Below are 18,881 nucleotides of genomic sequence, written 5' to 3'. Positions count from 1 at the left end.
ACGGAGGAGTACGGGGCCGAGGTCTTCCGGGACTGGATGGCGGCGGCGGCCTCGGCCGTGGACCGGGAGGCGGACCGGCTGACGGAGCTGGACTCGGCGATCGGCGACGCCGACCACGGTGCGAATCTGCGGCGGGGTTTCGCGGCGGTGACGGCGGCCTTGGAGAAGGAGCCGCCGGCGACGCCGGGCGCGGTGCTCCTCACGGCCGGGCGGCAGCTGATCTCCACGGTGGGCGGGGCGTCCGGGCCGCTGTACGGAACGCTGCTGCGCCGCACCGGGAAGGCACTGGGCGAAGCGGAGCGGGTCTCGCGGGCCGCGCTCGGCGAGGCCCTGACGGCCGGGGTGGCGGCGGTGGCGCAGCTGGGCGGGGCGCAGCCGGGCGACAAGACGATGCTGGACGCGTTGGTGCCCGCGGCGGACGCGCTCGCCACCTCGTTCGCGGCGGCCCGGGAGGCCGCGGAGGCGGGCGCGCTGGCGACCGTACCGATGCGGGCGCGCAAGGGCAGGGCGAGCTATCTCGGTGAGCGGTCCGTGGGCCACCAGGATCCCGGCGCCACCTCGTCGGCGCTGCTGCTCGCGGCGCTCGCGGAGGTGGCCGGATGACGGCTCGGGTGGGGATCGTGCTGGTGTCGCACAGCGCGGCGGTGGCGGGGGCGGTGGCCGAGCTGGCGCGGGGCCTGGCGGGCGGCGGTGACACGGCGCCGCTGCGGCCGGCGGGCGGGACGCCGGACGGCGGGCTTGGCACCAGTGCCGAGCTGATCACCGAGGCGGCCCGGGCCGTGGACGGCGGGGCCGGGGTGGCGATCCTGGTGGACCTCGGCAGCGCGGTGCTGACGGTGAAGGCGCTGCTGGCGGAGGGCGACGAGCTGCCGGAGGGCGCCCGGCTGGTGGACGCGCCATTCGTGGAGGGCGCGGTGGCGGCGCTGGTGACGGCGACGGCCGGCGGCGATCTCGACGCGGTGACGGCGGCGGCCTCGGAGGCGTACGCGTACCGCAAGGAGTGAGGCGGGCCCCACACCTCACGAGGGGCCGCGCCGGTCGTTCCGGGCGGCCCCTCGTTGTGGTGTCGGGCACATCGCACGCCCCTCGTTGTGCAACTTGTTGCACAAACCTCGGCGCGTCGCCTACAACAGTCGTGACGACCCCGCGCGAGGAGGCGCCCCGATGGCCCCGAACACCCCGTACCCGCATCTGCTGAGCCCGCTGGACCTCGGGTTCACCACCCTGCCCAACCGGGTGCTCATGGGATCCATGCACGTCGGTCTGGAGGAGGCCGAGCACGGATTCGAGCGGATGGCCGCCTTCTACGCGGAGCGCGCCCGTGGCGGCGTCGGCCTGATCGTCACCGGCGGCATCTCCCCCAACGAGGCGGGGCGCCCCTGGGACGGCGGCGCCAAGCTGACCACCGCCGAGGAGGTCGCCGAGCACCGTGTGATCACCGACGCCGTGCACGCCGAGGGCGGCCGGATCGCGATGCAGATCCTGCACTTCGGCCGCTACGCCTACCACCCCGCGCTGGTCGCCCCGAGCCCGATCCAGGCGCCGATCAGCCCCTTCCCGCCGAACGAGCTCACCGACGCCGAGGTCGAGCAGACCGTCGAGGACTACGCCCGCTGCGCCGAGCTGGCCAAGGAGGCCGGGTACGACGGCGTCGAGGTGATGGGGTCCGAGGGCTACCTCATCAACGAGTTCATCGCCTCGGCCACCAACCGGCGCACCGACCGCTGGGGCGGCTCGTACGAGAACCGGGTGCGTTTCCCCCTGGAGATCGTCCGCCGGATCCGCGAGCGGGTCGGCGAGGACTTCATCCTGATCTACCGGCTGTCCATGCTGGACCTGGTCCCCGGCGGCTCCACCCTCGACGAGGTCGTCGCCCTCGCCAAGGAGATCGAGGCGGCCGGAGCCACCATCATCAACACGGGCATCGGCTGGCACGAGGCCCGCATCCCGACCATCGCCACCTCGGTGCCGCGCGGCGCCTACACCTGGGTGACCAAGCGGCTGATGGGCGCGGTGTCGGTGCCGCTGGTCACCAGCAACCGCATCAACACCCCCGAGGTCGCCGAGGCGATCCTCGCCGAGGGCCGCGCCGACATGGTCTCCATGGCCCGCCCCTTCCTCGCCGACCCGGACTTCGTGGCGAAGGCCGCCGCGGACCGCGCCGAGACCATCAACACCTGCATCGGCTGCAACCAGGCCTGCCTGGACCACACCTTCAGCCTCAAGATCACCTCCTGCCTGGTGAACCCGCGCGCCTGCCACGAGACCGAGCTGGTGCTCTCCCCCACCCGCCTCGCCAAGCGCGTCGCCGTCGTCGGCGCCGGCCCCGCCGGGCTCGCCTGCGCGGTGTCGGCGGCCGAACGCGGCCACGCGGTCACGCTGTTCGACGCCGCGGCCGAGATCGGCGGCCAGCTCAACGTCGCCAAGCAGGTGCCGGGCAAGGAGGAGTTCGACGAGACCCTGCGCTACTTCCGGGTCCAGCTGGCCGAGCGCGGCGTCGAGGTCCGCCTGAACACCTTCGTCTCGGCGGCCGACCTGGACGGCTACGACGAGGTGGTCGTCGCCACCGGCGTGACCCCCCGCACCCCCGCGATCGAGGGCGTCGACCACCCGAGCGTGGTCGGCTACCTGGACGTGCTGCGCGAGCGCGTGCCCGTCGGCGAGCGGGTCGCGATCCTCGGCGCGGGCGGCATCGGCTTCGACGTGGCCGAGTTCCTCACGGACGGCGGCGAGGGCGCGAGCCAGGACCCCGAGACGTACTTCCGGCAGTGGGGCGTCGACACCTCCTACGCCTCCCGGGGCGGCCTGCGCGCCCCCGAGCGGCCCCGGCCGCCGCGCCAGGTCCACCTGCTCCAGCGCAAGACAAGCAAGGTCGGCGCGGGCCTCGGCAAGACCACCGGCTGGATCCACCGCACCGAGCTGAAGCACCGGGGCGTCACCATGGTCGCGGGAGCGTCGTACGAGCGCATCGACGACGAGGGCCTGCACCTCACCGTCGACGGCGAGCCGCAGCTGCTCCCGGTCGACACGGTGGTGCTGTGCACGGGCCAGGAGCCGCGCCGCGGCCTCTACGAGGAGCTGATCGCCGCGGGCCGTACGGCGCACCTGATCGGCGGGGCGGACGTCGCCGCCGAGCTGGACGCCAAGCGCGCCATCGACCAGGGCACGCGACTCGCCGCCGCACTGTGACCGCGTGCACGCATGACCGCGTGCTCGTGTGACCTGTGACCTGTGACCGTGGGACCCGCGCCCTGCGGATCGCGTGACCCGTCGGCCGGGAGCGGTCGGCCCGCCGAAACCTAGGATGCGTCCATGTCCCTCCCGCACGCGATCCTCACGGCGCTGCTCGAGAAACCGTCCTCCGGCCTCGAACTGACCCGCCGATTCGACCGGTCGATCGGTTACTTCTGGTCGTCGACGCACCAGCAGATCTATCGCGAGCTCGGGAAGCTGGAGCAGGCAGGGTACATCCGTGCCCTGCCCGCTCCCGTCCCCGCCCGCGGACAGAAGAAGGAGTACGAGGTGCTCCCGGCCGGCCGCGCCGAGCTGGCGGCCTGGGTGGAGACCGCCGAGGACCCCAAACCGATGCGTTCGGCGCTGCTCTTGCGGATGCGCGCGGCTGCCGTGGTGGGCGGCCGCGGCCTGCGGGCCGAGCTGGAGCGCCATCTCGATCTGCACCGGCGGCAGTTGGAGGAATACCTGGAGATCGAGGAGCGGGACTTCCCGCCGGAGCGCCGGACCGCGGAGCCGGACCGGCTGCGGCATCTGGTGCTGCGCGGCGGGATCGACCTGGAGCGGTTCTGGGTGCAGTGGCTGACGGCGGCGCTGGACGAGCTCGGCGCGACCGGCGAGGAGTGAGCTCACCGCCCCACGACAGTCTTTTGTTAATGGGAATCGTTTTCATGTAACGTGACCGCCACGTCCCGACGATGGAGGTCCGTTTCCCATGGCCGTACCCAAGCGGAAGATGTCCCGCTCCAACACCCGCCACCGCCGCGCCCAGTGGAAGGCGACCACGCCCCAGCTGGTCCCGATCACGGTCGACGGCGTCGTGTACCGCGTGCCCCAGCGCCTGGCCAAGGCGTACGAGCGCGGCCTGCTGCGCCCCGAGGGCTGAGCGGCATGACGGACACGGCGACGACGACGTCCGGCCCGCGGCCCGACCCGCGGCTTCCGGTCACCGTGCTCTCCGGATTCCTGGGGGCCGGCAAGACCACCCTGCTCAACCATGTCCTCACCAACCGGGACGGACTGCGCGTCGCCGTGATCGTCAACGACATGAGCGAGATCAACATCGACGCCGCCCTGGTCCGCGGCGGGGCCGCCGCGCTCTCGCGCACCGAGGAGCGCCTGGTCGAGATGACCAACGGGTGCATCTGCTGCACCCTGCGCGACGATCTCCTGGAGGAGGTCGACCGCCTCGCCCGCGAAGGGCGCTTCGACCACCTCCTCATCGAGTCCAGCGGCATCTCCGAACCGATGCCGGTGGCGGCCACCTTCGCCTTCCCGCGCGACGACGGCGCCACCCTGGGCGACCTCGCCCGCCTCGACACCATGGTGACCGTGGTCGACGCGGCGAACCTGCTGCCGGAGCTCGAGGACGGGGACGGTCTCGCCGAACGCGGCCTCGCCCCGTACGAGGACGACGAGCGGACCGTGAGCGATCTGCTCATGGACCAGATCGAGTTCGCCGACGTGCTCGTGCTCAACAAGCTGGACCTGGTCGACGCGGCGGAGGCGGCGCGGCTGCGGGCCGTGCTCGCGCGGCTCAACCCGGCCGCCAGGATCGTGGACGCCACGCACGGCCGGCTGCGCCCCGCCGAGGTGCTCGGCACCGGGCTCTTCGACCTGGACCGGGCCCAGCAGGCGCCCGGCTGGGTCAGGGAGCTCAACGGCGACCACGTGCCCGAGACCGAGGAGTACGGCATCTCCTCGCTCGTCTACCGCGCGGGGCGCGCCTTCCACCCGGCGCGGCTGTGGCGGTTCGTCACCGAGGAGATGGACGGCGGGGCCTACGGCCGGGTGCTGCGCTCCAAGGGCTTCTTCCGGCTCGCCGGACGCGACGCCGTGACGGGACTGTGGTCCCAGGCCGGCGCCGTGGCCCGCTTCGAGCCCTCCGGAATGCGCGACGAGCACGACCAGGGCCCCGGACACGCCCAGGAGCTGGTGTTCATCGGCACCGGCCTGCGGCCGGACGCGCTGCGCGCCGGGCTCGACCGCTGCCTGGTGACGGACGGGGAGACGGGCCCGTGGCAGGACCCGTTCCCCGCGTGGGCCGTGCACGGCCTGGACGACACCTGCGAACACGAGCACGCGTCCGACTCCGGAGGCGGTCCCGAGCACGGGCAGGCGTCCGACTCCGACCACGAGCGGGCGTACGGCTCCGGGGGCGTCCCCGGGCGCGAACACGCCCCCGCGCGGGCCTGAGCGGTCCCGACGAGACCCCGGGCCGCCCGACGGCTCCCGTACCCTACGCGGCCGCCGCCCTGCGCCAGGCCGCGTCCCGCAGCAGCCGCAGGCCGTTGAGGCCGACGAGGACGGTGGAGCCCTCGTGCCCGGCGACGCCGAGCGGGAGGGGCAGGTGGCCCACCAGGTCCCAGATCACGAGGGCGCCGATGCAGACACCGGCGATCACCAGGTTCTGCACGACCAGACGGCGGGCCCGGCGCGAGAGCGCCACCACGGCGGGCAGGGCGGTGAGTTCGTCGCGGACGACGACCGCGTCCGCGGTCTCCAGGGCGAGGTCGGAGCCCGCCCGCCCCATGGCCACACCCGTGTGCGCGGCGGCCAGCGCGGGCGCGTCGTTGACGCCGTCGCCGACCATCAGGACCCGGCCGCCGGCCGCCTCCCACTCCCGTACGGCATCCGCCTTGTCCTGCGGGAGGAGACCCGACCGTACGTCGGTGATGCCCGCCTCCCCCGCCACGCGGACGGCCGCGCCCCCGTTGTCGCCGGTCAGCAGGGCGGGGGTGGTGCCGGTGAGGCGGGTGAGGGCGGCGACGGCCTCGGGGGCGCCGTCGCGCAGCCGGTCGGAGAACTCCAGGACGGCCGCGTGCTCCCCGTCGACGAGGACCTCGACGGCGGTGTCCGCGTGGTCGCCGGCCGCCCGGCGGACCGTCACCTCCCGGCCCAGCACCCGGGCCCGCACGCCCGTGCCGGGCACCGAGGAGAAGTCGGTGGCCTCGGGGATCGCGAGGCCGCGGGCGCGGGCCTCGGCCACGACGGCGCGGGCGAGGGGGTGCTCGCTGGGGAGCTCCGCCGCGGCGGCGAGGGCGAGCGCGCCGGGGTCGCCGTGCACGGCCGTGACGCGGGGCGCGCCCTCGGTGAGGGTGCCGGTCTTGTCGAGGGCGACCCGGTCGACGGTGCCGAGCCGTTCCATCACGACGGCGGACTTCACGAGCACGCCGTGGCGTCCGGCGGTGGCGATGGCGGACAGCAGCGGCGGCATGGTGGCGAGGACGACCGCGCAGGGCGAGGCCACGATCATGAAGGTCATGGCGCGCAGGAGCGTCTCGGTGAAGTCCGCGCCGAGCGCGAGCGGGACGGTGAAGAGGGCGAGGGTGGCGACCACCACGCCGACCGAGTAGCGCTGTTCGATCTTCTCGATGAAGAGCTGGGTGGGCGCCTTGGTGGCGCTCGCCTCCTCGACGAGGGCGACGATCCGGGCCAGAACGGTGGCGCCGGCCTCCTTGTCGACGCGTACGCGCAGCGCTCCGGCGCCGTTGAGGGTGCCGGCCCAGACCTCGTCGCCGGGGGCCTTGGGCGCGGGCAGGGGTTCGCCGGTGATGGTGGCCTGGTCGACGTCGCTCGTGCCGGCGAGGACGGTGCCGTCGGCGGGCAGCCGTTCCCCGGGCCGTACGAGGACGGTGTCGCCGACCGCGAGGGAGGCGGCGGCCACCGTCTCCTCGCCCGCGGCGGTGAGGCGGACGGCGGTCGCGGGGGCGAGGTCGAGCAGTCCGCGGACGGAGTCGGCGGTGCGGCGGGTGGCGAGCGCTTCGAGGGCGCCGGAGACGGCGAAGATGACAATGAGCAGGCCGCCGTCGAGGAACTGTCCGATGGCGGCGGCGCCGAGGGCGGCCACGACCATCAGCAGGTCGACGTCGAGGGTCCGCTCGCGCAACGCCTGGAGCCCGGCGAGTCCGGGCTCCCAGCCGCCGGCGGCGTAACAGACGGCGTAGAGCGGGCCCCAGGCCCAGCCGGGCGCGCCGGCCAGGTCGAGCGGGAGGGCGCAGAGGAAGGCGAGGGCGGACAGCGCGGCCCAGCGGACCTCGGGCAGGTCGGTGACGCGGGCCCGGCGCGCTGTGGGCGGCGGGGCGGGCCGCGGGGGCGCCGCGGGGGTGCGGAGTGCCGGGGAAGCCATGGGGGCACAGCCTTTCGGGATACCGGGGAGGAGGGCGCGGGCAGGCGGGACCGCGCCGGCGACACCACCATACCGGAACACATGAAGAGCTCTTCATTCATTGACGAGAACTCGCCGCTACGATGAGCCCATGGGACACGGAGCGACAGGCCAGACGACCGCGGCGGCGACGCATCTCGACGCGGAGTCCGCGGCCACCATCGCCGAGACCCTCCAGGCGCTGGCCACCCCGTCCCGGCTGATGATCCTCACCAAGCTCCGCCAGGGCCCCTGCGGGGTGACCGAGCTCGCCGCCGCCGTGGAGATGGAACAGTCCGCCGTCTCCCACCAGCTGCGCCTGCTGCGCGCGCTCGGCCTGGTCACCGGGGTCCGCCAGGGCCGCCGGATCGAGTACAGCCTCTACGACAACCACGTCGCCCAACTCCTCGACGAGGCCGTCTACCACATCGAGCACCTGCGCCTCGGCACCCGCGACGTGCCCCGCGCCGGCGTGGATACTGGTCAGTCCTAGACCACGAGGATCCACGGGGGTGGGTCCGCCACGCGAAAGGGCGAGGATGGCCGACGAGTTGGGGCCCCGCAGGACACGTCATGCGGTGGTCATCGGGGGGAGTCTCGCGGGTCTGCTGGCCGCGCGGGTGCTGAGCGAGCACGCCGAGCGGGTCACGGTCGTCGAGCGCGACCGCTACCCGGAGGAGGCGGACGCGCGCCCGGGCGTCCCGCAGGGCCGGCACCTCCATGTGCTGATCGAGGGCGGACAGCGGGCCCTCGACGACCTGTTGCCCGGCTTCATGGCCGAGCTGCACGCGCTGGGCGCGCCCAAGGTCGGTGTGCCGGAGGACATGGTCCAGTGGCAGAGCGGCAAGTGGTTCGCCCGCACGCCGGCCACGGCGTACTTCTACACCGGCCCGCGCGACCAGATCGAATGGCTGGTGCGCAAGCGGGTCTTCGCCGATCCGCGGATCGAACGCGTCGAGGGCCACGAGGCGGTGGGACTGCTCGGCGACTCCTCCCGGGTGCGCGGGGTACTGCTGCGCGAACGCGGCGCGGGCGCGCCCAAGGAGCCCCGCGCCCTGGAGGCCGACCTGGTCGTGGACGCCTCCGGCCGTTCGACGCGGGCGGCCGACTGGCTGGCCGGCATCGGCGCCGAGGCCCCGCACGAGGAGACCCTCGACACCGGCCTCGCCTACGCGACCCGGGTCTACCGCTCCCCCGCCGACGACCCCTCGGTCGACGCGGTCGGCTACTACGTCGTGCCCAACCCCTCGCAGGTGTACGCCGGCGTGGTGCTGCCGCTCGGCGACGGCCGGCACCTGGTCACGCTCTCGGGACTGCGCGACGACCAGCCGCCCACCGACGAGGCGCTGTTCGAGGAGTACGCGCGCAAGCTGCCGCACCCGGTGGTCGGCGACTGGATCGCCAAGGCCGAGCCCATGTCGCCGGTCTACGGCTTCCGCAAGACCGCCAACATCCGCCGCCGGTACGACCGTCCGGGCCGCCGCCCGGCCGGCTTCCTCGCCACCGGAGACGCCCTGTGCGCCTTCAACCCGATCTACGGGCAGGGCATGGCCGTCGCCGCGATGAGCGCCGTGGCGCTGCGCAAGGCCCTCGCGGACCCGAAGCGCACGCCGACCACCCGGCGGGTGCAGCGGGCGCTGCTCGACGCGTCCAGGCAGGCGTGGGACATCTCGGCCGGCGCCGACAAGAAGATGCCGGGCGCCACGGGTGACGCGGCCCGGTCCGGAGCCCTGGACAAGGCGACGGGCTGGTACCTGCGCCGGGTGCAGGAGCGGGCCGCCGGCAACCCGGTGGTGGGGGCGCCGTTCCGCGCGGCGCTGACCCTGACGTCACCGCTGACCGTGCTGTTCGCGCCGGCGGTGGCCCGCCAGGTGCTGTTCGGACCGGTGCCGCGGACGCCGGTCGAGCCTCCGTTGCGCCGCCGTCAGGCAGAGGTGAATTGACCCGCGGCGAGCGAGGGTGACGGCGGGGCGGCTGTCGGATCAGACGTCCGGGGCCGCCGTCACCATGCCGGCCGCGATGGCCGCGCTCAGGGCCGCGTAGTCGTCGGCGTTCTGGGCGGCGTAGCGCAGCGCGAAGTCGGCGACGGCCCGGTCGAAGACGTCGGAGGACCCGAGGTAGCCGGCGATCGCGATCCGGTCGCCGGAGCGGGCGTGGGCGCGGGCGAGGGCCCGTCCGCACAGCCGGGCGTAGCCGCGGAGCGTGGCCGGGGACATGGTCTCGACCTCGGCCGAGGCCTTCATGTCGCGCAGCTGGCGCCAGTAGAAATGCCGTTCCTCGGGGCCGGTCATCCAGCCGAGGAAGATGTCACCGGCGGCCTGGAGGAGCCGCTGTCCGCAGACCACCCGTCGGCCGTGGTGGGTGTGGGCGCTGGGCTCCAGATAGGGCTCCAGGACCGAGGGGCCGGCCTCCTTGACCTGGAGGAAGAGCGGGTCGCCGTCGTCGCGGCCCTCCAGGAGGATGACGAAGCAGCGGGTGCCGACGCTGCCGACGCCGACGACCTTGCGGGCGGCGTCGACGAAGCGGAAGCGGTCGAGCAGCAGCCTGCGCTCCTCCGTGAGCGAGCTGCGGTAGTCGCTGAAGATCTTGCCGAGCGTGACCCGGTCGATCTCGGGCGGCCGCACGAGCAGCGGAGGGTCGTCGACGAAGTGCCGGCCCGAGTCGTCCCGCACGGTGAGCTTGTCGAGTGCCTGGAGGCTGGTGCGGCGGCGGGCGTGGGCGAGCCGCTTCTCGAAGCGGGCCCGGTTCGCCCCGCGGACCAGGCCGAGGACGTCGTCGGCGACGATCCGCTCGTACCAGACGTCCAGTTCGCCGAGTCCGGCCAGGCGGCGCATGGCCGTGCGGTACGACTCGGCGGCGGCCTGCGCGGCCCGGTGGGCCTTGGCCTTGGTGGTGCCGTTCTGGAGGGCGGCGACGGCGACGGAGGCGGCGAGTCGTTTCACGTCCCATTCGAAGGGCCCCGGGAGCGTCTCGTCGAAGTCGTTGACGTCGAAGAGAAGCGTCCGTTCGGGTGAGGCGTAGACGCCGAAGTTGAGCAGATGGGCGTCGCCGCAGAGCTGGACGGTGAGTCCGGTGTGGCGCTGGGCGCCGAGGTCGGCGGCCATGACGGCCGCGGCGCCGCGCAGGAAGGCGGAGGGCGAGACGGCCATCCGGCCGTAGCGGACGGGCACGAGCTCGGGGACCCGGTCGACGGCCTGCCGTTCGAGGACGCCGAGCGGGTCGGGGCGCTGGGAGGAAGGTATCCAGCGGCCGTGCGAGGAGCGAGGCACCTGCTTGCGGGCCGCCCTGCCCTTCCCCGCCCTTTCGGACGGTGTCGTCATCCGGCCTCACCCACCTCCTCCACCGTCGCCGCCCCCACCGGCACCGCCCCCACCGTTCCGGTGCGATCCATTACACGGCGCGGTGCTCGTTTCGGCCACTCTCACCGACGGGACTTCCCGAATGGTTTAGACCAATGATAGGAATTGATCACCCGTACGGGTCGAGCGGTTACACCGCGCAATGGTTGAACCGCGCACGTTCGACCCCGTCACCGTGTTCGACCACGCACGACAGAGAGGGTCCGAGACATGGCCGAGCCCATTCCCGAGCAGGAGCCCAGCGGGGCGCTTCCGCTCTACCTCCGGGTCGCCCGCGCACTGCGGGACGACCTCGTCCGGCACCGCATCGCCCCCGGCAGCCGGCTGCCTTCCGAACGCCACCTCGCGCTGCGCCACCACGTCAACCGGCAGACCGTGCGCAGCGCGCTCCAGCTCCTGCGCGAGGAGCGCCTCGTGGTGACGGACCGGCGCGGCACCTTCGCCGCCGGTCCCGCTCACGAGCCCCCGGCCCCGGCGCCGGCCCCTCGGCTGCGGAGCTTCCCCGGCGGCCCCAGGGCCGCAGACTCCCTGGTCCGCGCCGCGCTCTCCTGGGAGGCTCCGCCGGTCGCCCTGGCCGGCCGGCTCCTCCTGACGCCCGGGGAGCCGACGCTGGTGCACCGCCATGTGGTGCTCAGCCCGGTCGGCGCCTCCCTGCAGCGCTCGGTCACCTGGTTCTCGCGACCCGCGCTGAAGGAGATCCCGCAGCTGGCCCGCTACCGCCGGAGCACCGAGCGGTACCGTCAGCCGGACCTGCGGCTGCTGTACCACTGGATGCACCAGGCGGGTCTGCGCACCACGCACCGCGAGACGGTCGGGGTCCCGGCCCGGCCGGCCGAACCGGCCCCCGACCCCGCCACGGGCGGGGCGACGGCCGGGGACGGGGCCCGGCTGAGCGTGCACCGGGTGGTGACCGACCAGCACGGGCACGCCCTGGAGATCACCGACATCGACGTCGCGGCCCACACGGCTTCCTGGACCTACGAGTTCGGCGGCTGAGGCCACGCACAAGGCGAGGGCCTCCGTCCGGGCCCCGCCGACCGACCGACCGCCGGAGGACCCGGAGGACCCGGAGGACCCGGGAGACACGGCGATCAGGGGACGCCTAGACGATCCCCTCGGCGAGCTCCGCCTCCTCGCGGGCGCTCCCGTACGACTGCGGCGTACCGTACGAGCGGCGCGCGACGTACCACCAGACGCTGGCCAGGATCAGCACCACGGCCAGGGCGATCACCGCGTAGTTCATGGTGTCGACGGTGACCGGCGAGCGCTGCGGCAGGCAGAACAGCACGGTGACGACGGCCACCCACACCACGGCGATCCAGCCGATCGGCCGGCTCCAGCGGCCCAGGTTCCAGGGGCCCGGGACGAACTTCCGCCCCGCGCGCAGCCGCAGCAGGATCGGGATGGCGTAGGCCGGGGTGATGCCGATGACGTTGATGGCGGTGACGGCCCCGTAGGCGGTGGCCGAGTACAGCGACGGCACGGCGAGCAGGGCGGCGACGGCCACCGAGAGCCAGACGGCCGGCACGGGCGTGTGGGTGCGGCTGCTGACCCGGCGCCAGAGCGAGGAGCCGGGCAGGGCGTTGTCGCGGCTGAACGCGAAGACCATCCGGCTGGCGGCGGCGACCTCGGCGTTGCCGCAGAAGAGCTGGGCCACGATCACCACGAGCAGCAGGGCCTTGGCGCCGCCGGCGCCCAGCGCGTCCAGGAGGATCTGCGCGGGCGGCACCCCGGTGGCGCTGGCCTGGGTGCCGGCGTAGTCCTGGATGGCGAAGGTGAGTCCGGCGAGCAGGGCGAAGCCGGCGATCCAGGAGGCCCAGATGGAGCGGACGATGCCCTTGGCTGCGGCGACGGACGCGTTGGCGGTCTCCTCCGACAGGTGCGCGGAGGCGTCGTAGCCGGAGAAGGTGTACTGCGCGAGCAGCAGACCGATCGCCGCCACGTAGAGGGGGTTGCTCCAGCCGGTGTCGTTGACGAACTCGGTGAAGACGAACGTCGGCGACTGGTGGTGGTCGGGAACGAGGGCGAGCGCGCCGACGATCAGGGCGACGCCGCCGAGGTGCCACCACACGCTGATCGAGTTGAGCACGCTCACCAGGCGCACGCCGTTGAGGTTGAGCACGGCGTGCACGAGCAGGATCACCAGGAAGATCAGGAAGGTCGACCCCGGGGTGGGCACGATGCCCCACTGGAGGTTGAGGAAGGCGCCGGTGAACAGGGCGGCGCCGTAGTCGATGCCGGCGATCGCGCCGAGTAGTCCGAGCAGGTTCAGCCAGCCGGTGTACCAGCCCCAGCGGCGGCCGCCGAGCCGGTCGGCCATGTAGTAGAGCGCGCCGGAGGTCGGGTAGGCGCTGGTGACCTCGGCGAGGGCGAGGCCGACGCACAGGACGAAGAGGCCGACGCCGACCCAGCCCCAGAGCATGACGGCGGGTCCGCCGGTGCCGAGGCCGAAGCCGTAGAGCGTCATGCAGCCGGACAGGATGGAGATGACGGAGAAGCTGATGGCGAAGTTGCCGAAGCCGCCCATCCGGCGGGCGAGGACGGGCTGGTAGCCGAGCTCTCTGAGCCGGGCCTCCTCGTCCCGGGGAGCCGGTGGCGGCTTGCGTATCGCGTCGGTGGGAGCGGTGCGGGACATCGGTGCGTTTCCTCCGGGGGAAGGGGACGGGGACGTACGCCGGGGACGGGGGCGTACGGGGGACGGGGGCGTACGTCAGGGGTCCGTACGGGTCTCCGAGGAGCCCAGGCAGCGGGCGCGGGCGCGCACGAAGACCTCCTCGGCTGCTCCGCGCTCGTCGGGGTGGGCGGTGCGGTACGACCAGGGCTGGGGGGTCCAGTACGGGCCGAGCGCCTCGAAGACCCGGGACGCGTCCGCGAACTTGAGGGCGCCGTACAGGGCGTGGGCCAGGTGGTTGAGGTCGAGCAGGCTGGCCTCTTCGGTGGCGCAGAACAGGAACCAGCCGTCCATGGCGCGGCGGGCGTCGCGCACCGCGTCCTCGGCGACCCAGTGCAGGTCGAGGGCGCGCTCGTGGCCGCGTTCGCGTCGGTAGCGCTCGACGCGGACGTAGAGCGGCAGGACGTGCAGGGCGGAGCCGACGGGCGCCGAGGAGGCGGCCCACTGGGCGTAGTTGACCGCCTCGGAGAGGGGCCCGGGGCGCCGGGCGTACACGAACTGGAGCATCCGGTGGTGCGCCTCGCGGTTCTGCGGGTCGCGCTTCTCGGCCTCGGCGAGCAGTCCCCAGGGGCCGGGCGGCAGCATGGGCGCGGGCGGCGCGAGGCGGTGCTCCTCCATGCGCTGCTGGGCGTCGAGCACGGAGAGGGCGAGCCGGCACACCCACGGCACGGGGTCGGCGGGGGCGCGGTCGGCCGCCTGGAGGCACGCGGTCCACGCCTCCTGCCAGAGCTCGCGGGTGCGGGGGTGGGCGGAGCGGTGGGCGCGTACGGCCCGTTCGACGGCGACCCGCGCGTGCATCACGGCGGCGGCGGCGGAGTCGGGCTGCTCGGTGCGCCAGGTCTCGACCACGTCGGTGCCGGCGGCGACGGCGGCGAGCACCTGGGTGCGGCGGGTCCAGGCGGTCCAGCCGGAGGTCTCGTCGAGTAATCGGCCCATGGCCACCCAGCGGCCGGTGCGCAGCTCCTGGACGGCGCCGCGCAGCGCGTGGTCGTGGCCCGCCGGGTGGTAGACGGGCCGGAAGCCGTGCCCGGCCATCAGGGAGCGGGTCTCGGGCTGGGCGGCGACGCAGGGCGGAGGGTGCGAGACATCGTTCCTCGGTGAGATGGAGGGAGGGGGCGGTCAGTCCCCTTGGCCGTCCCGGCCGGTGATCGGCGATCACTATAGAGGTTGCCGGATGTGACCGATCCACTTTTCTCCGTGACCGTAACTATCCGGCCAACGACCGAATTTGACTTGAAGCCAGGGAGTGGTCCGGACCTGACGACTTCGCCTTCGGCGTCTTGACGGAGCGCCTCGGCTGGATCAGGCTGACCGGTTCCACGGTCGGAAGCGATCAAGGACGCCCAGGAATCCATGACCGGCAGGGAGACACACACATGACCGGCCCGGTACTCGCCGTCGACCAGGGCACGTCGGGCACCAAGGCCCTCGTGGTCTGCCCCTCGCGCGGGGTGCTCGGCACCGGTTTCGCGCCGGTCCGCCCGCGCGCCCTGCCCGGCGGCCTGGTCGAGGTCGACCCCCGTGAGCTGTACGACTCCGTGGTCACGGCCGGGCGGGCGGCCCTCGCCGAGGCCGGGGAGCCGGCCGTCGCGGTGGGCCTCGCCAACCAGGGCGAGACGGTGCTCGCCTGGGACCCCGCGACCGGTGACCCGCTCACCGACGCGCTGGTCTGGCAGGACCGACGGGCCGCCGACCTGTGCGGCGAACTTGCTTCGCACGCAGAGGAGTTGACACGGATCACCGGTCTTCCCCTCGATCCCTACTTCGCCGCTCCCAAGATGGCCTGGATCCGTCGCAACCTCACCGGCGCGGGGGTCGTCACGACGAGCGACGTCTGGCTCGTGCACCGGCTCACGGGCGCGTTCGTCACCGACGCCGCCACCGCGGGGCGCACGGGCCTGCTGGATCTGGACGGTGTCGCCTGGTCCGACCCGGCCCTCGACGTCTACGGCCTGGCCGGCGAGCGGCTGCCCCGGGTGGTCGACTGCGACACGCCCGTCGGCACCACCACCGCCTTCGGTCCCCCGCTCCCGGTGACCGGCCTTCTCGTCGACCAGCAGGCCGCCCTCCTCGCCCAGGACGTCACCGAGCCGGGGGCCGCCAAGTGCACCTACGGCACCGGGGCGTTCCTGCTCGCCCAGACCGGTGCCGCGCCGCGCCGCGGCGACTCGGGCCTGGTGGCCTGCGTCGCCTGGCGGCTCGCCGGCCGCACCAGCTACTGCCTGGACGGGCAGGTGTACACCGCCGCGTCCGCAGTGCGCTGGCTGACCGACCTCGGCGTGATCGCGGGCGCCGGGGAACTCGACTCCGTCGGCGGCGCCGTCCCGGACACGGGCGGCGTCACCTTCGTCCCGGCCCTCGCCGGTCTCGCCGCCCCCTGGTGGCGCGGCGACGTACGGGGCGCGCTCACCGGCCTCGGCCTGGACACCGGCCCCGGACAGCTGGTCCGAGCCCTGTGCGAGGGCATCGCCGCCCAGGTGGCGGAGCTCGCCGGCGCCGCCGCGGCCGACCTGGGCGGCCCCCTCACCACCCTGCGGGTCGACGGCGGTCTGACCCGGTCGGCCCTGCTCATGCAGACCCAGGCCGACCTCCTGCAACGCCCGGTCGAGGTCTCCGCCCTCCCCGACGCCACCGCCCTCGGCGTGGCCGCCGTCGCCCGACTCGGCCACGAGCCCGGCCTGTCGGTCCACGAGGCCGTCCCGCCGTGGAAGCCCTCGGCCGTCTACGAGCCCCGCATCACCCCGGCGGAGGCCGCCGAACGCCTCGACCGCTTCCGCTCGGCGGTGGCGACGCTGCTGGCGGCGGGGGCGGGCGCCGGGGCGGGGAGCCCGGGGGCCGGGGCGTGAGCGTCACGCGGCGCGGGGTGCTGCCGGACACGTCGGGACCCGGGGACGCGTATGACGTCGCCGTCGTCGGCGCCGGTGTGGTGGGGTGTGCCATCGCGCGGGAGCTGGCGCGGTACCGGCTGCGGGTGGCGCTCGTGGAGGCGGGCGATGACGTCGGGGAGGGCAGTTCCAAGGCCAACACGGCGATCCTGCACACCGGTTTCGACGCCGTGCCCGGATCGCTGGAGGCCCGGCTGGTCCGTGAGGGCGGGCGGCTGCTCGCCGCGTACGCCGAGGAGACCGGGATCGCCGTCGAACCGGTCGGCGCGCTGCTCGTCGCCTGGGACGAGGAGCAGCTCGCCGCGCTCCCCCGCCTCGCCGACAAGGCCGTGCGCAACGGGCACCACGGCACCCGTCCGCTGTCGGCCGACGAGCTGCGGGCCCGTGAACCGCACCTGGGCCCCGGCGCGCTCGGTGCGCTAGCTGTGCCGGGCGAGTCGGTCATCGACCCCTGGTCCACCCCGCTCGCGTACGCCACCCAGGCCGTGCGCTCCGGCGTGGACCTGCATCTGGACTGCCGGGTGGAGAAGGTCCGCCCCGGCGGGCCGGGGACCCCGCACCGGCTGATCACCCGGCGCGGAGTGCTGCGCACCCGCTTCCTGGTCAACGCCTGCGGACTGTACGCGGACGCCTTCGACGCGCTGGTCGGGCGGTACGACTTCACCGTCACCCCGCGGCGCGGCCAGCTGCTCGTCTTCGACACCTTCGCCCGCGAGCTGGTCCGGCACATCCTGCTGCCGGTGCCCGGCGCCCTCGGCAAGGGCGTCCTGATCGCCCCCACGGTGTTCGGCAACGTGATGCTCGGGCCGACCGCCGAGGACCTGGACGACAAGAGCGACACCGGCTCGACGGCGGAGGGGCTCGAAGCGCTGCGCGCGCAGGGCCGCCGGATCCTCCCGGCGCTCCTCGACGAGGAGGTCACCGCCGTCTACGCGGGGCTGCGGGCCGCCACCGGCGCCGAGGACTACCGGATCTCCGCTCACCCCGGCCTGCGGTACGTCACGGTCGGCGGGATCCGGTCCACCGGACTGACCGCCTCGCTCGCCCTGGGGCGGCACACGGTCGGACTCCTCGCCGAGGCGGGCCTGGAGCTCGGACCGGAGCGGCCGCTCGCCCCCGTCCGGATGCCGAACCTCGGGGAGGCCTTCCCCCGTCCGTACCGGGACCCCGAGCGCATCGCCCGGGACCCCGACTACGGCCGGGTGGTCTGCCACTGCGCGCGCGTCACGCGCGGCGAGATCCGCGACGCGCTCGCCTCCACGGTGCCGCCCGCGTCCCTGGACGGGCTGCGGCGCAGGACCAGGGCCAGGTCGGGGCGCTGCCAGGGTTTCTCCTGCGGGGCGGCGGTGCGGGCGCTGTTCGAGGAGGGCGCGCGGTGAACCGTACGGTCGACGTCCTGGTGGTCGGCGGCGGCCCGGCCGGACTTGCCGCGGCGGCCCGGCTCGCGGCGGCCGGCGCGGGCCGGGTCGAGGTCCTGGAACGCGAGCAGGCTGCCGGCGGGATCCCGCGGCATTGCGGGCGGGCCGGCTTCGGGCCGTACACGGGTCCCGGGTACGCCCGCCGGGCGGTGGCCGCGGCCGTGCGGGCCGGGGCCGTCGTACGGACCGGGGTCGGCGCGACCGGCTGGGCCGGACCGCTCGCCCTGGAGGTCACCGCGCCGACCGGTCCGGAACGGATCACGGCGCGGGCCGTCGTGCTGGCCACCGGGGCGCGTGAACGGCCGCGCAGCGCCCGCCTGGTACCGGGGTCCCGGCCCGCGGGCGTGCTGACCACGGGGGAACTCCAGCAGTCGGTCGAGCTTTTCGGGCTGCGGCGGGAGCGGATCGGCCGGCGTGCGGTGGTGGTCGGCTCCGAGCCGGTCGCCGGCCACGCGGTCCGCACCCTGCGCCGGGCCGGGGTCGTCGTGGCGGCCGTCGTCGCCGACCGGACGGACGGGCCGCGTCTGCCGGGACCGGTGCTGCGCGGGGCGACGGTGCGGGAACTCGTGGGGCGTGGGCGGCTCTCGGGCGTCGTGGTGCGCCGGGCCGACGGCGGCACGGGGCTGCTGCGCTGCGACACGGTCGTGTTCACCGGCGACTGGCTGCCCGACCACGAGCCGGCCCGCTCCGGCGGCGTCCCGCTCGACCCCAACACCCGGGGCCCGTCCGTCGACCCGGCCCTGCGCACCCCGGTGCCGGGGGTCTTCGCGGCGGGCAATCTGCTGCGGGGCGTCGAACCGGCCGTGGTGGCCGCGGCGGAGGGCCGGTCGGTCGCCTCCGCCGTCCTCGCCCACCTCGCGGGCGCTCCCTGGCCCGAGCCCGGCCTCACGCTGCGGGCGGCGGGCGCGCTGCGCTGGGTCACTCCCGGCCGTCTGCTCGGCGGCCCCGCCGCCCCGCCCGCGCCCCCGCTGCTGCTGCGGCCCTCGACGCGTCTCGTCCGGCCGACCCTGACGGTGACCCAGGACGACCACCGCCTGTACGAGCGCCGGCTCCCCGCTCTCCTCGACCCGCACCGCTCGCTGCGGCACACGGCCACCTGGGCGGGCGCGACGGACCCGGCGGGCGGACCGGTGACGGTGCGGCTGACGGCGGGCTGAGGGCTCCGGCCGA

Annotated in this window: 16 protein-coding genes; 12 read left to right on the top strand and 4 right to left on the bottom strand. The window is 74.6% G+C overall.

The window, feature by feature from the left end:
• Window positions 1-36: 36 nt before the first annotated feature.
• The 6 genes from dhaL (at window position 37) to ACFY7C_RS18485 (ending at window position 5,427) form a co-directional block, all read left to right on the top strand.
• Window positions 37-603 carry a dihydroxyacetone kinase subunit DhaL gene (gene dhaL, locus ACFY7C_RS18510; RefSeq protein ID WP_389652738.1) on the top strand — a complete coding sequence of 189 codons (567 nt, stop codon included), beginning with the start codon at window positions 37-39 and terminating at the stop codon, window positions 601-603.
• A complete protein-coding gene (locus ACFY7C_RS18505; protein ID WP_389651205.1) occupies window positions 600-1,004 on the top strand; it encodes a PTS-dependent dihydroxyacetone kinase phosphotransferase subunit DhaM in 405 nt (134 codons plus the stop codon). Before dhaL ends, ACFY7C_RS18505 begins: the two co-directional genes overlap by 4 nt.
• Before the next feature lie 160 nt (window positions 1,005-1,164).
• A complete protein-coding gene (locus tag ACFY7C_RS18500; RefSeq protein ID WP_389651202.1) occupies window positions 1,165-3,189 on the top strand; it encodes an FAD-dependent oxidoreductase in 2,025 nt (674 codons plus the stop codon).
• A gap of 123 nt (window positions 3,190-3,312) precedes the next feature.
• Window positions 3,313-3,858, top strand: coding sequence for a PadR family transcriptional regulator (locus tag ACFY7C_RS18495; RefSeq protein WP_389651199.1), 546 nt, complete (start codon window positions 3,313-3,315; stop codon window positions 3,856-3,858).
• Between the two features lie 88 nt (window positions 3,859-3,946).
• Window positions 3,947-4,117, top strand: coding sequence for a 50S ribosomal protein L32 (rpmF, locus tag ACFY7C_RS18490; RefSeq protein ID WP_137991083.1), 171 nt, complete (start codon window positions 3,947-3,949; stop codon window positions 4,115-4,117).
• Between the two features lie 5 nt (window positions 4,118-4,122).
• Entirely contained in the window at window positions 4,123-5,427 is a 1,305-nt protein-coding gene (locus tag ACFY7C_RS18485) for a GTP-binding protein (protein WP_389651195.1), read from the top strand.
• Window positions 5,428-5,470: 43 nt separating this feature from the next.
• Here ACFY7C_RS18485 and ACFY7C_RS18480 read toward each other — a convergent pair whose 3' ends face one another.
• Window positions 5,471-7,360: a heavy metal translocating P-type ATPase gene (locus tag ACFY7C_RS18480; RefSeq protein ID WP_389651192.1), complete on the bottom strand. Its 1,890-nt coding sequence runs from the start codon at window positions 7,358-7,360 to the stop codon at window positions 5,471-5,473.
• Window positions 7,361-7,490: 130 nt separating this feature from the next.
• Between ACFY7C_RS18480 and ACFY7C_RS18475 the strand changes: the two genes are divergently transcribed.
• Window positions 7,491-7,871, top strand: a complete 381-nt coding sequence (locus ACFY7C_RS18475) for an ArsR/SmtB family transcription factor (RefSeq protein ID WP_389651189.1) — start codon at window positions 7,491-7,493, stop codon at window positions 7,869-7,871.
• Window positions 7,872-7,917: 46 nt separating this feature from the next.
• On the top strand, window positions 7,918-9,321 hold the full coding sequence (locus tag ACFY7C_RS18470; protein WP_389651186.1) for an NAD(P)/FAD-dependent oxidoreductase: 1,404 nt from the start codon (window positions 7,918-7,920) through the stop codon (window positions 9,319-9,321).
• Window positions 9,322-9,360: 39 nt separating this feature from the next.
• Here the strand turns inward: ACFY7C_RS18470 and ACFY7C_RS18465 are convergent, their stop codons facing one another.
• A complete protein-coding gene (locus ACFY7C_RS18465) occupies window positions 9,361-10,698 on the bottom strand; it encodes a DUF2252 domain-containing protein (protein ID WP_389651183.1) in 1,338 nt (445 codons plus the stop codon).
• Between the two features lie 249 nt (window positions 10,699-10,947).
• Here ACFY7C_RS18465 and ACFY7C_RS18460 point away from each other — a divergent pair, with 249 nt between their 5' ends.
• Window positions 10,948-11,733 (top strand): GntR family transcriptional regulator, encoded by a 786-nt coding sequence (locus tag ACFY7C_RS18460; protein WP_389651180.1) that lies wholly within the window; start codon window positions 10,948-10,950, stop codon window positions 11,731-11,733.
• A 106-nt stretch (window positions 11,734-11,839) separates the two neighbouring features.
• Here the strand turns inward: ACFY7C_RS18460 and ACFY7C_RS18455 are convergent, their stop codons facing one another.
• Together ACFY7C_RS18455 and ACFY7C_RS18450 are read right to left on the bottom strand one after the other, a co-directional pair.
• On the bottom strand, window positions 11,840-13,372 hold the full coding sequence (locus tag ACFY7C_RS18455; RefSeq protein WP_389651177.1) for an amino acid permease: 1,533 nt from the start codon (window positions 13,370-13,372) through the stop codon (window positions 11,840-11,842).
• 75 nt (window positions 13,373-13,447) lie between these two features.
• A complete protein-coding gene (locus ACFY7C_RS18450; protein WP_389651174.1) occupies window positions 13,448-14,443 on the bottom strand; it encodes a hypothetical protein in 996 nt (331 codons plus the stop codon).
• 341 nt (window positions 14,444-14,784) lie between these two features.
• Here ACFY7C_RS18450 and ACFY7C_RS18445 point away from each other — a divergent pair, with 341 nt between their 5' ends.
• The 3 genes from ACFY7C_RS18445 to ACFY7C_RS18435 are packed head-to-tail and all read left to right on the top strand — an operon-like array spanning window position 14,785 to window position 18,868.
• Window positions 14,785-16,254 carry an FGGY family carbohydrate kinase gene (locus ACFY7C_RS18445; RefSeq protein ID WP_389651171.1) on the top strand — a complete coding sequence of 490 codons (1,470 nt, stop codon included), beginning with the start codon at window positions 14,785-14,787 and terminating at the stop codon, window positions 16,252-16,254.
• Window positions 16,251-17,672, top strand: a complete 1,422-nt coding sequence (locus ACFY7C_RS18440) for an FAD-dependent oxidoreductase (RefSeq protein ID WP_389651168.1) — start codon at window positions 16,251-16,253, stop codon at window positions 17,670-17,672. The genes ACFY7C_RS18445 and ACFY7C_RS18440 overlap by 4 nt, the downstream gene beginning before the upstream one ends.
• The gene (locus tag ACFY7C_RS18435) at window positions 17,669-18,868 is read left to right on the top strand and encodes an FAD-dependent oxidoreductase (protein ID WP_389651165.1); all 1,200 of its coding nucleotides are present in this window, start codon (window positions 17,669-17,671) and stop codon (window positions 18,866-18,868) included. Before ACFY7C_RS18440 ends, ACFY7C_RS18435 begins: the two co-directional genes overlap by 4 nt.
• The last annotated feature ends 13 nt before the right edge of the window (window positions 18,869-18,881 follow it).

Source organism: Streptomyces sp. NPDC012769 (assembly GCF_042901205.1).
Classification (GTDB): domain Bacteria; phylum Actinomycetota; class Actinomycetes; order Streptomycetales; family Streptomycetaceae; genus Streptomyces.
This window is presented reverse-complemented; position numbering and strand designations above follow the sequence as displayed.

Bases quoted from the DNA above. Each gene is read 5' to 3' on its own strand.
- ACFY7C_RS18485 (WP_389651195.1), top strand. From the start codon at position 4,123: ATGACGGACACGGCGACGACGACGTCCGGCCCGCGGCCCGACCCGCGG.
- ACFY7C_RS18495 (WP_389651199.1), top strand. From the start codon at position 3,313: ATGTCCCTCCCGCACGCGATCCTCACGGCGCTGCTCGAGAAACCGTCC.
- dhaL (WP_389652738.1), top strand. From the start codon at position 37: ATGGCGGCGGCGGCCTCGGCCGTGGACCGGGAGGCGGACCGGCTGACG.
- ACFY7C_RS18475 (WP_389651189.1), top strand. From the start codon at position 7,491: ATGGGACACGGAGCGACAGGCCAGACGACCGCGGCGGCGACGCATCTC.
- ACFY7C_RS18500 (WP_389651202.1), top strand. From the start codon at position 1,165: ATGGCCCCGAACACCCCGTACCCGCATCTGCTGAGCCCGCTGGACCTC.
- ACFY7C_RS18455 (WP_389651177.1), bottom strand. From the start codon at position 13,372: ATGTCCCGCACCGCTCCCACCGACGCGATACGCAAGCCGCCACCGGCT.
- ACFY7C_RS18505 (WP_389651205.1), top strand. From the start codon at position 600: ATGACGGCTCGGGTGGGGATCGTGCTGGTGTCGCACAGCGCGGCGGTG.
- ACFY7C_RS18460 (WP_389651180.1), top strand. From the start codon at position 10,948: ATGGCCGAGCCCATTCCCGAGCAGGAGCCCAGCGGGGCGCTTCCGCTC.
- ACFY7C_RS18470 (WP_389651186.1), top strand. From the start codon at position 7,918: ATGGCCGACGAGTTGGGGCCCCGCAGGACACGTCATGCGGTGGTCATC.
- ACFY7C_RS18450 (WP_389651174.1), bottom strand. From the start codon at position 14,443: ATGGCCGGGCACGGCTTCCGGCCCGTCTACCACCCGGCGGGCCACGAC.
- ACFY7C_RS18465 (WP_389651183.1), bottom strand. From the start codon at position 10,698: ATGACGACACCGTCCGAAAGGGCGGGGAAGGGCAGGGCGGCCCGCAAG.
- ACFY7C_RS18445 (WP_389651171.1), top strand. From the start codon at position 14,785: ATGACCGGCCCGGTACTCGCCGTCGACCAGGGCACGTCGGGCACCAAG.
- ACFY7C_RS18480 (WP_389651192.1), bottom strand. From the start codon at position 7,360: ATGGCTTCCCCGGCACTCCGCACCCCCGCGGCGCCCCCGCGGCCCGCC.
- rpmF (WP_137991083.1), top strand. From the start codon at position 3,947: ATGGCCGTACCCAAGCGGAAGATGTCCCGCTCCAACACCCGCCACCGC.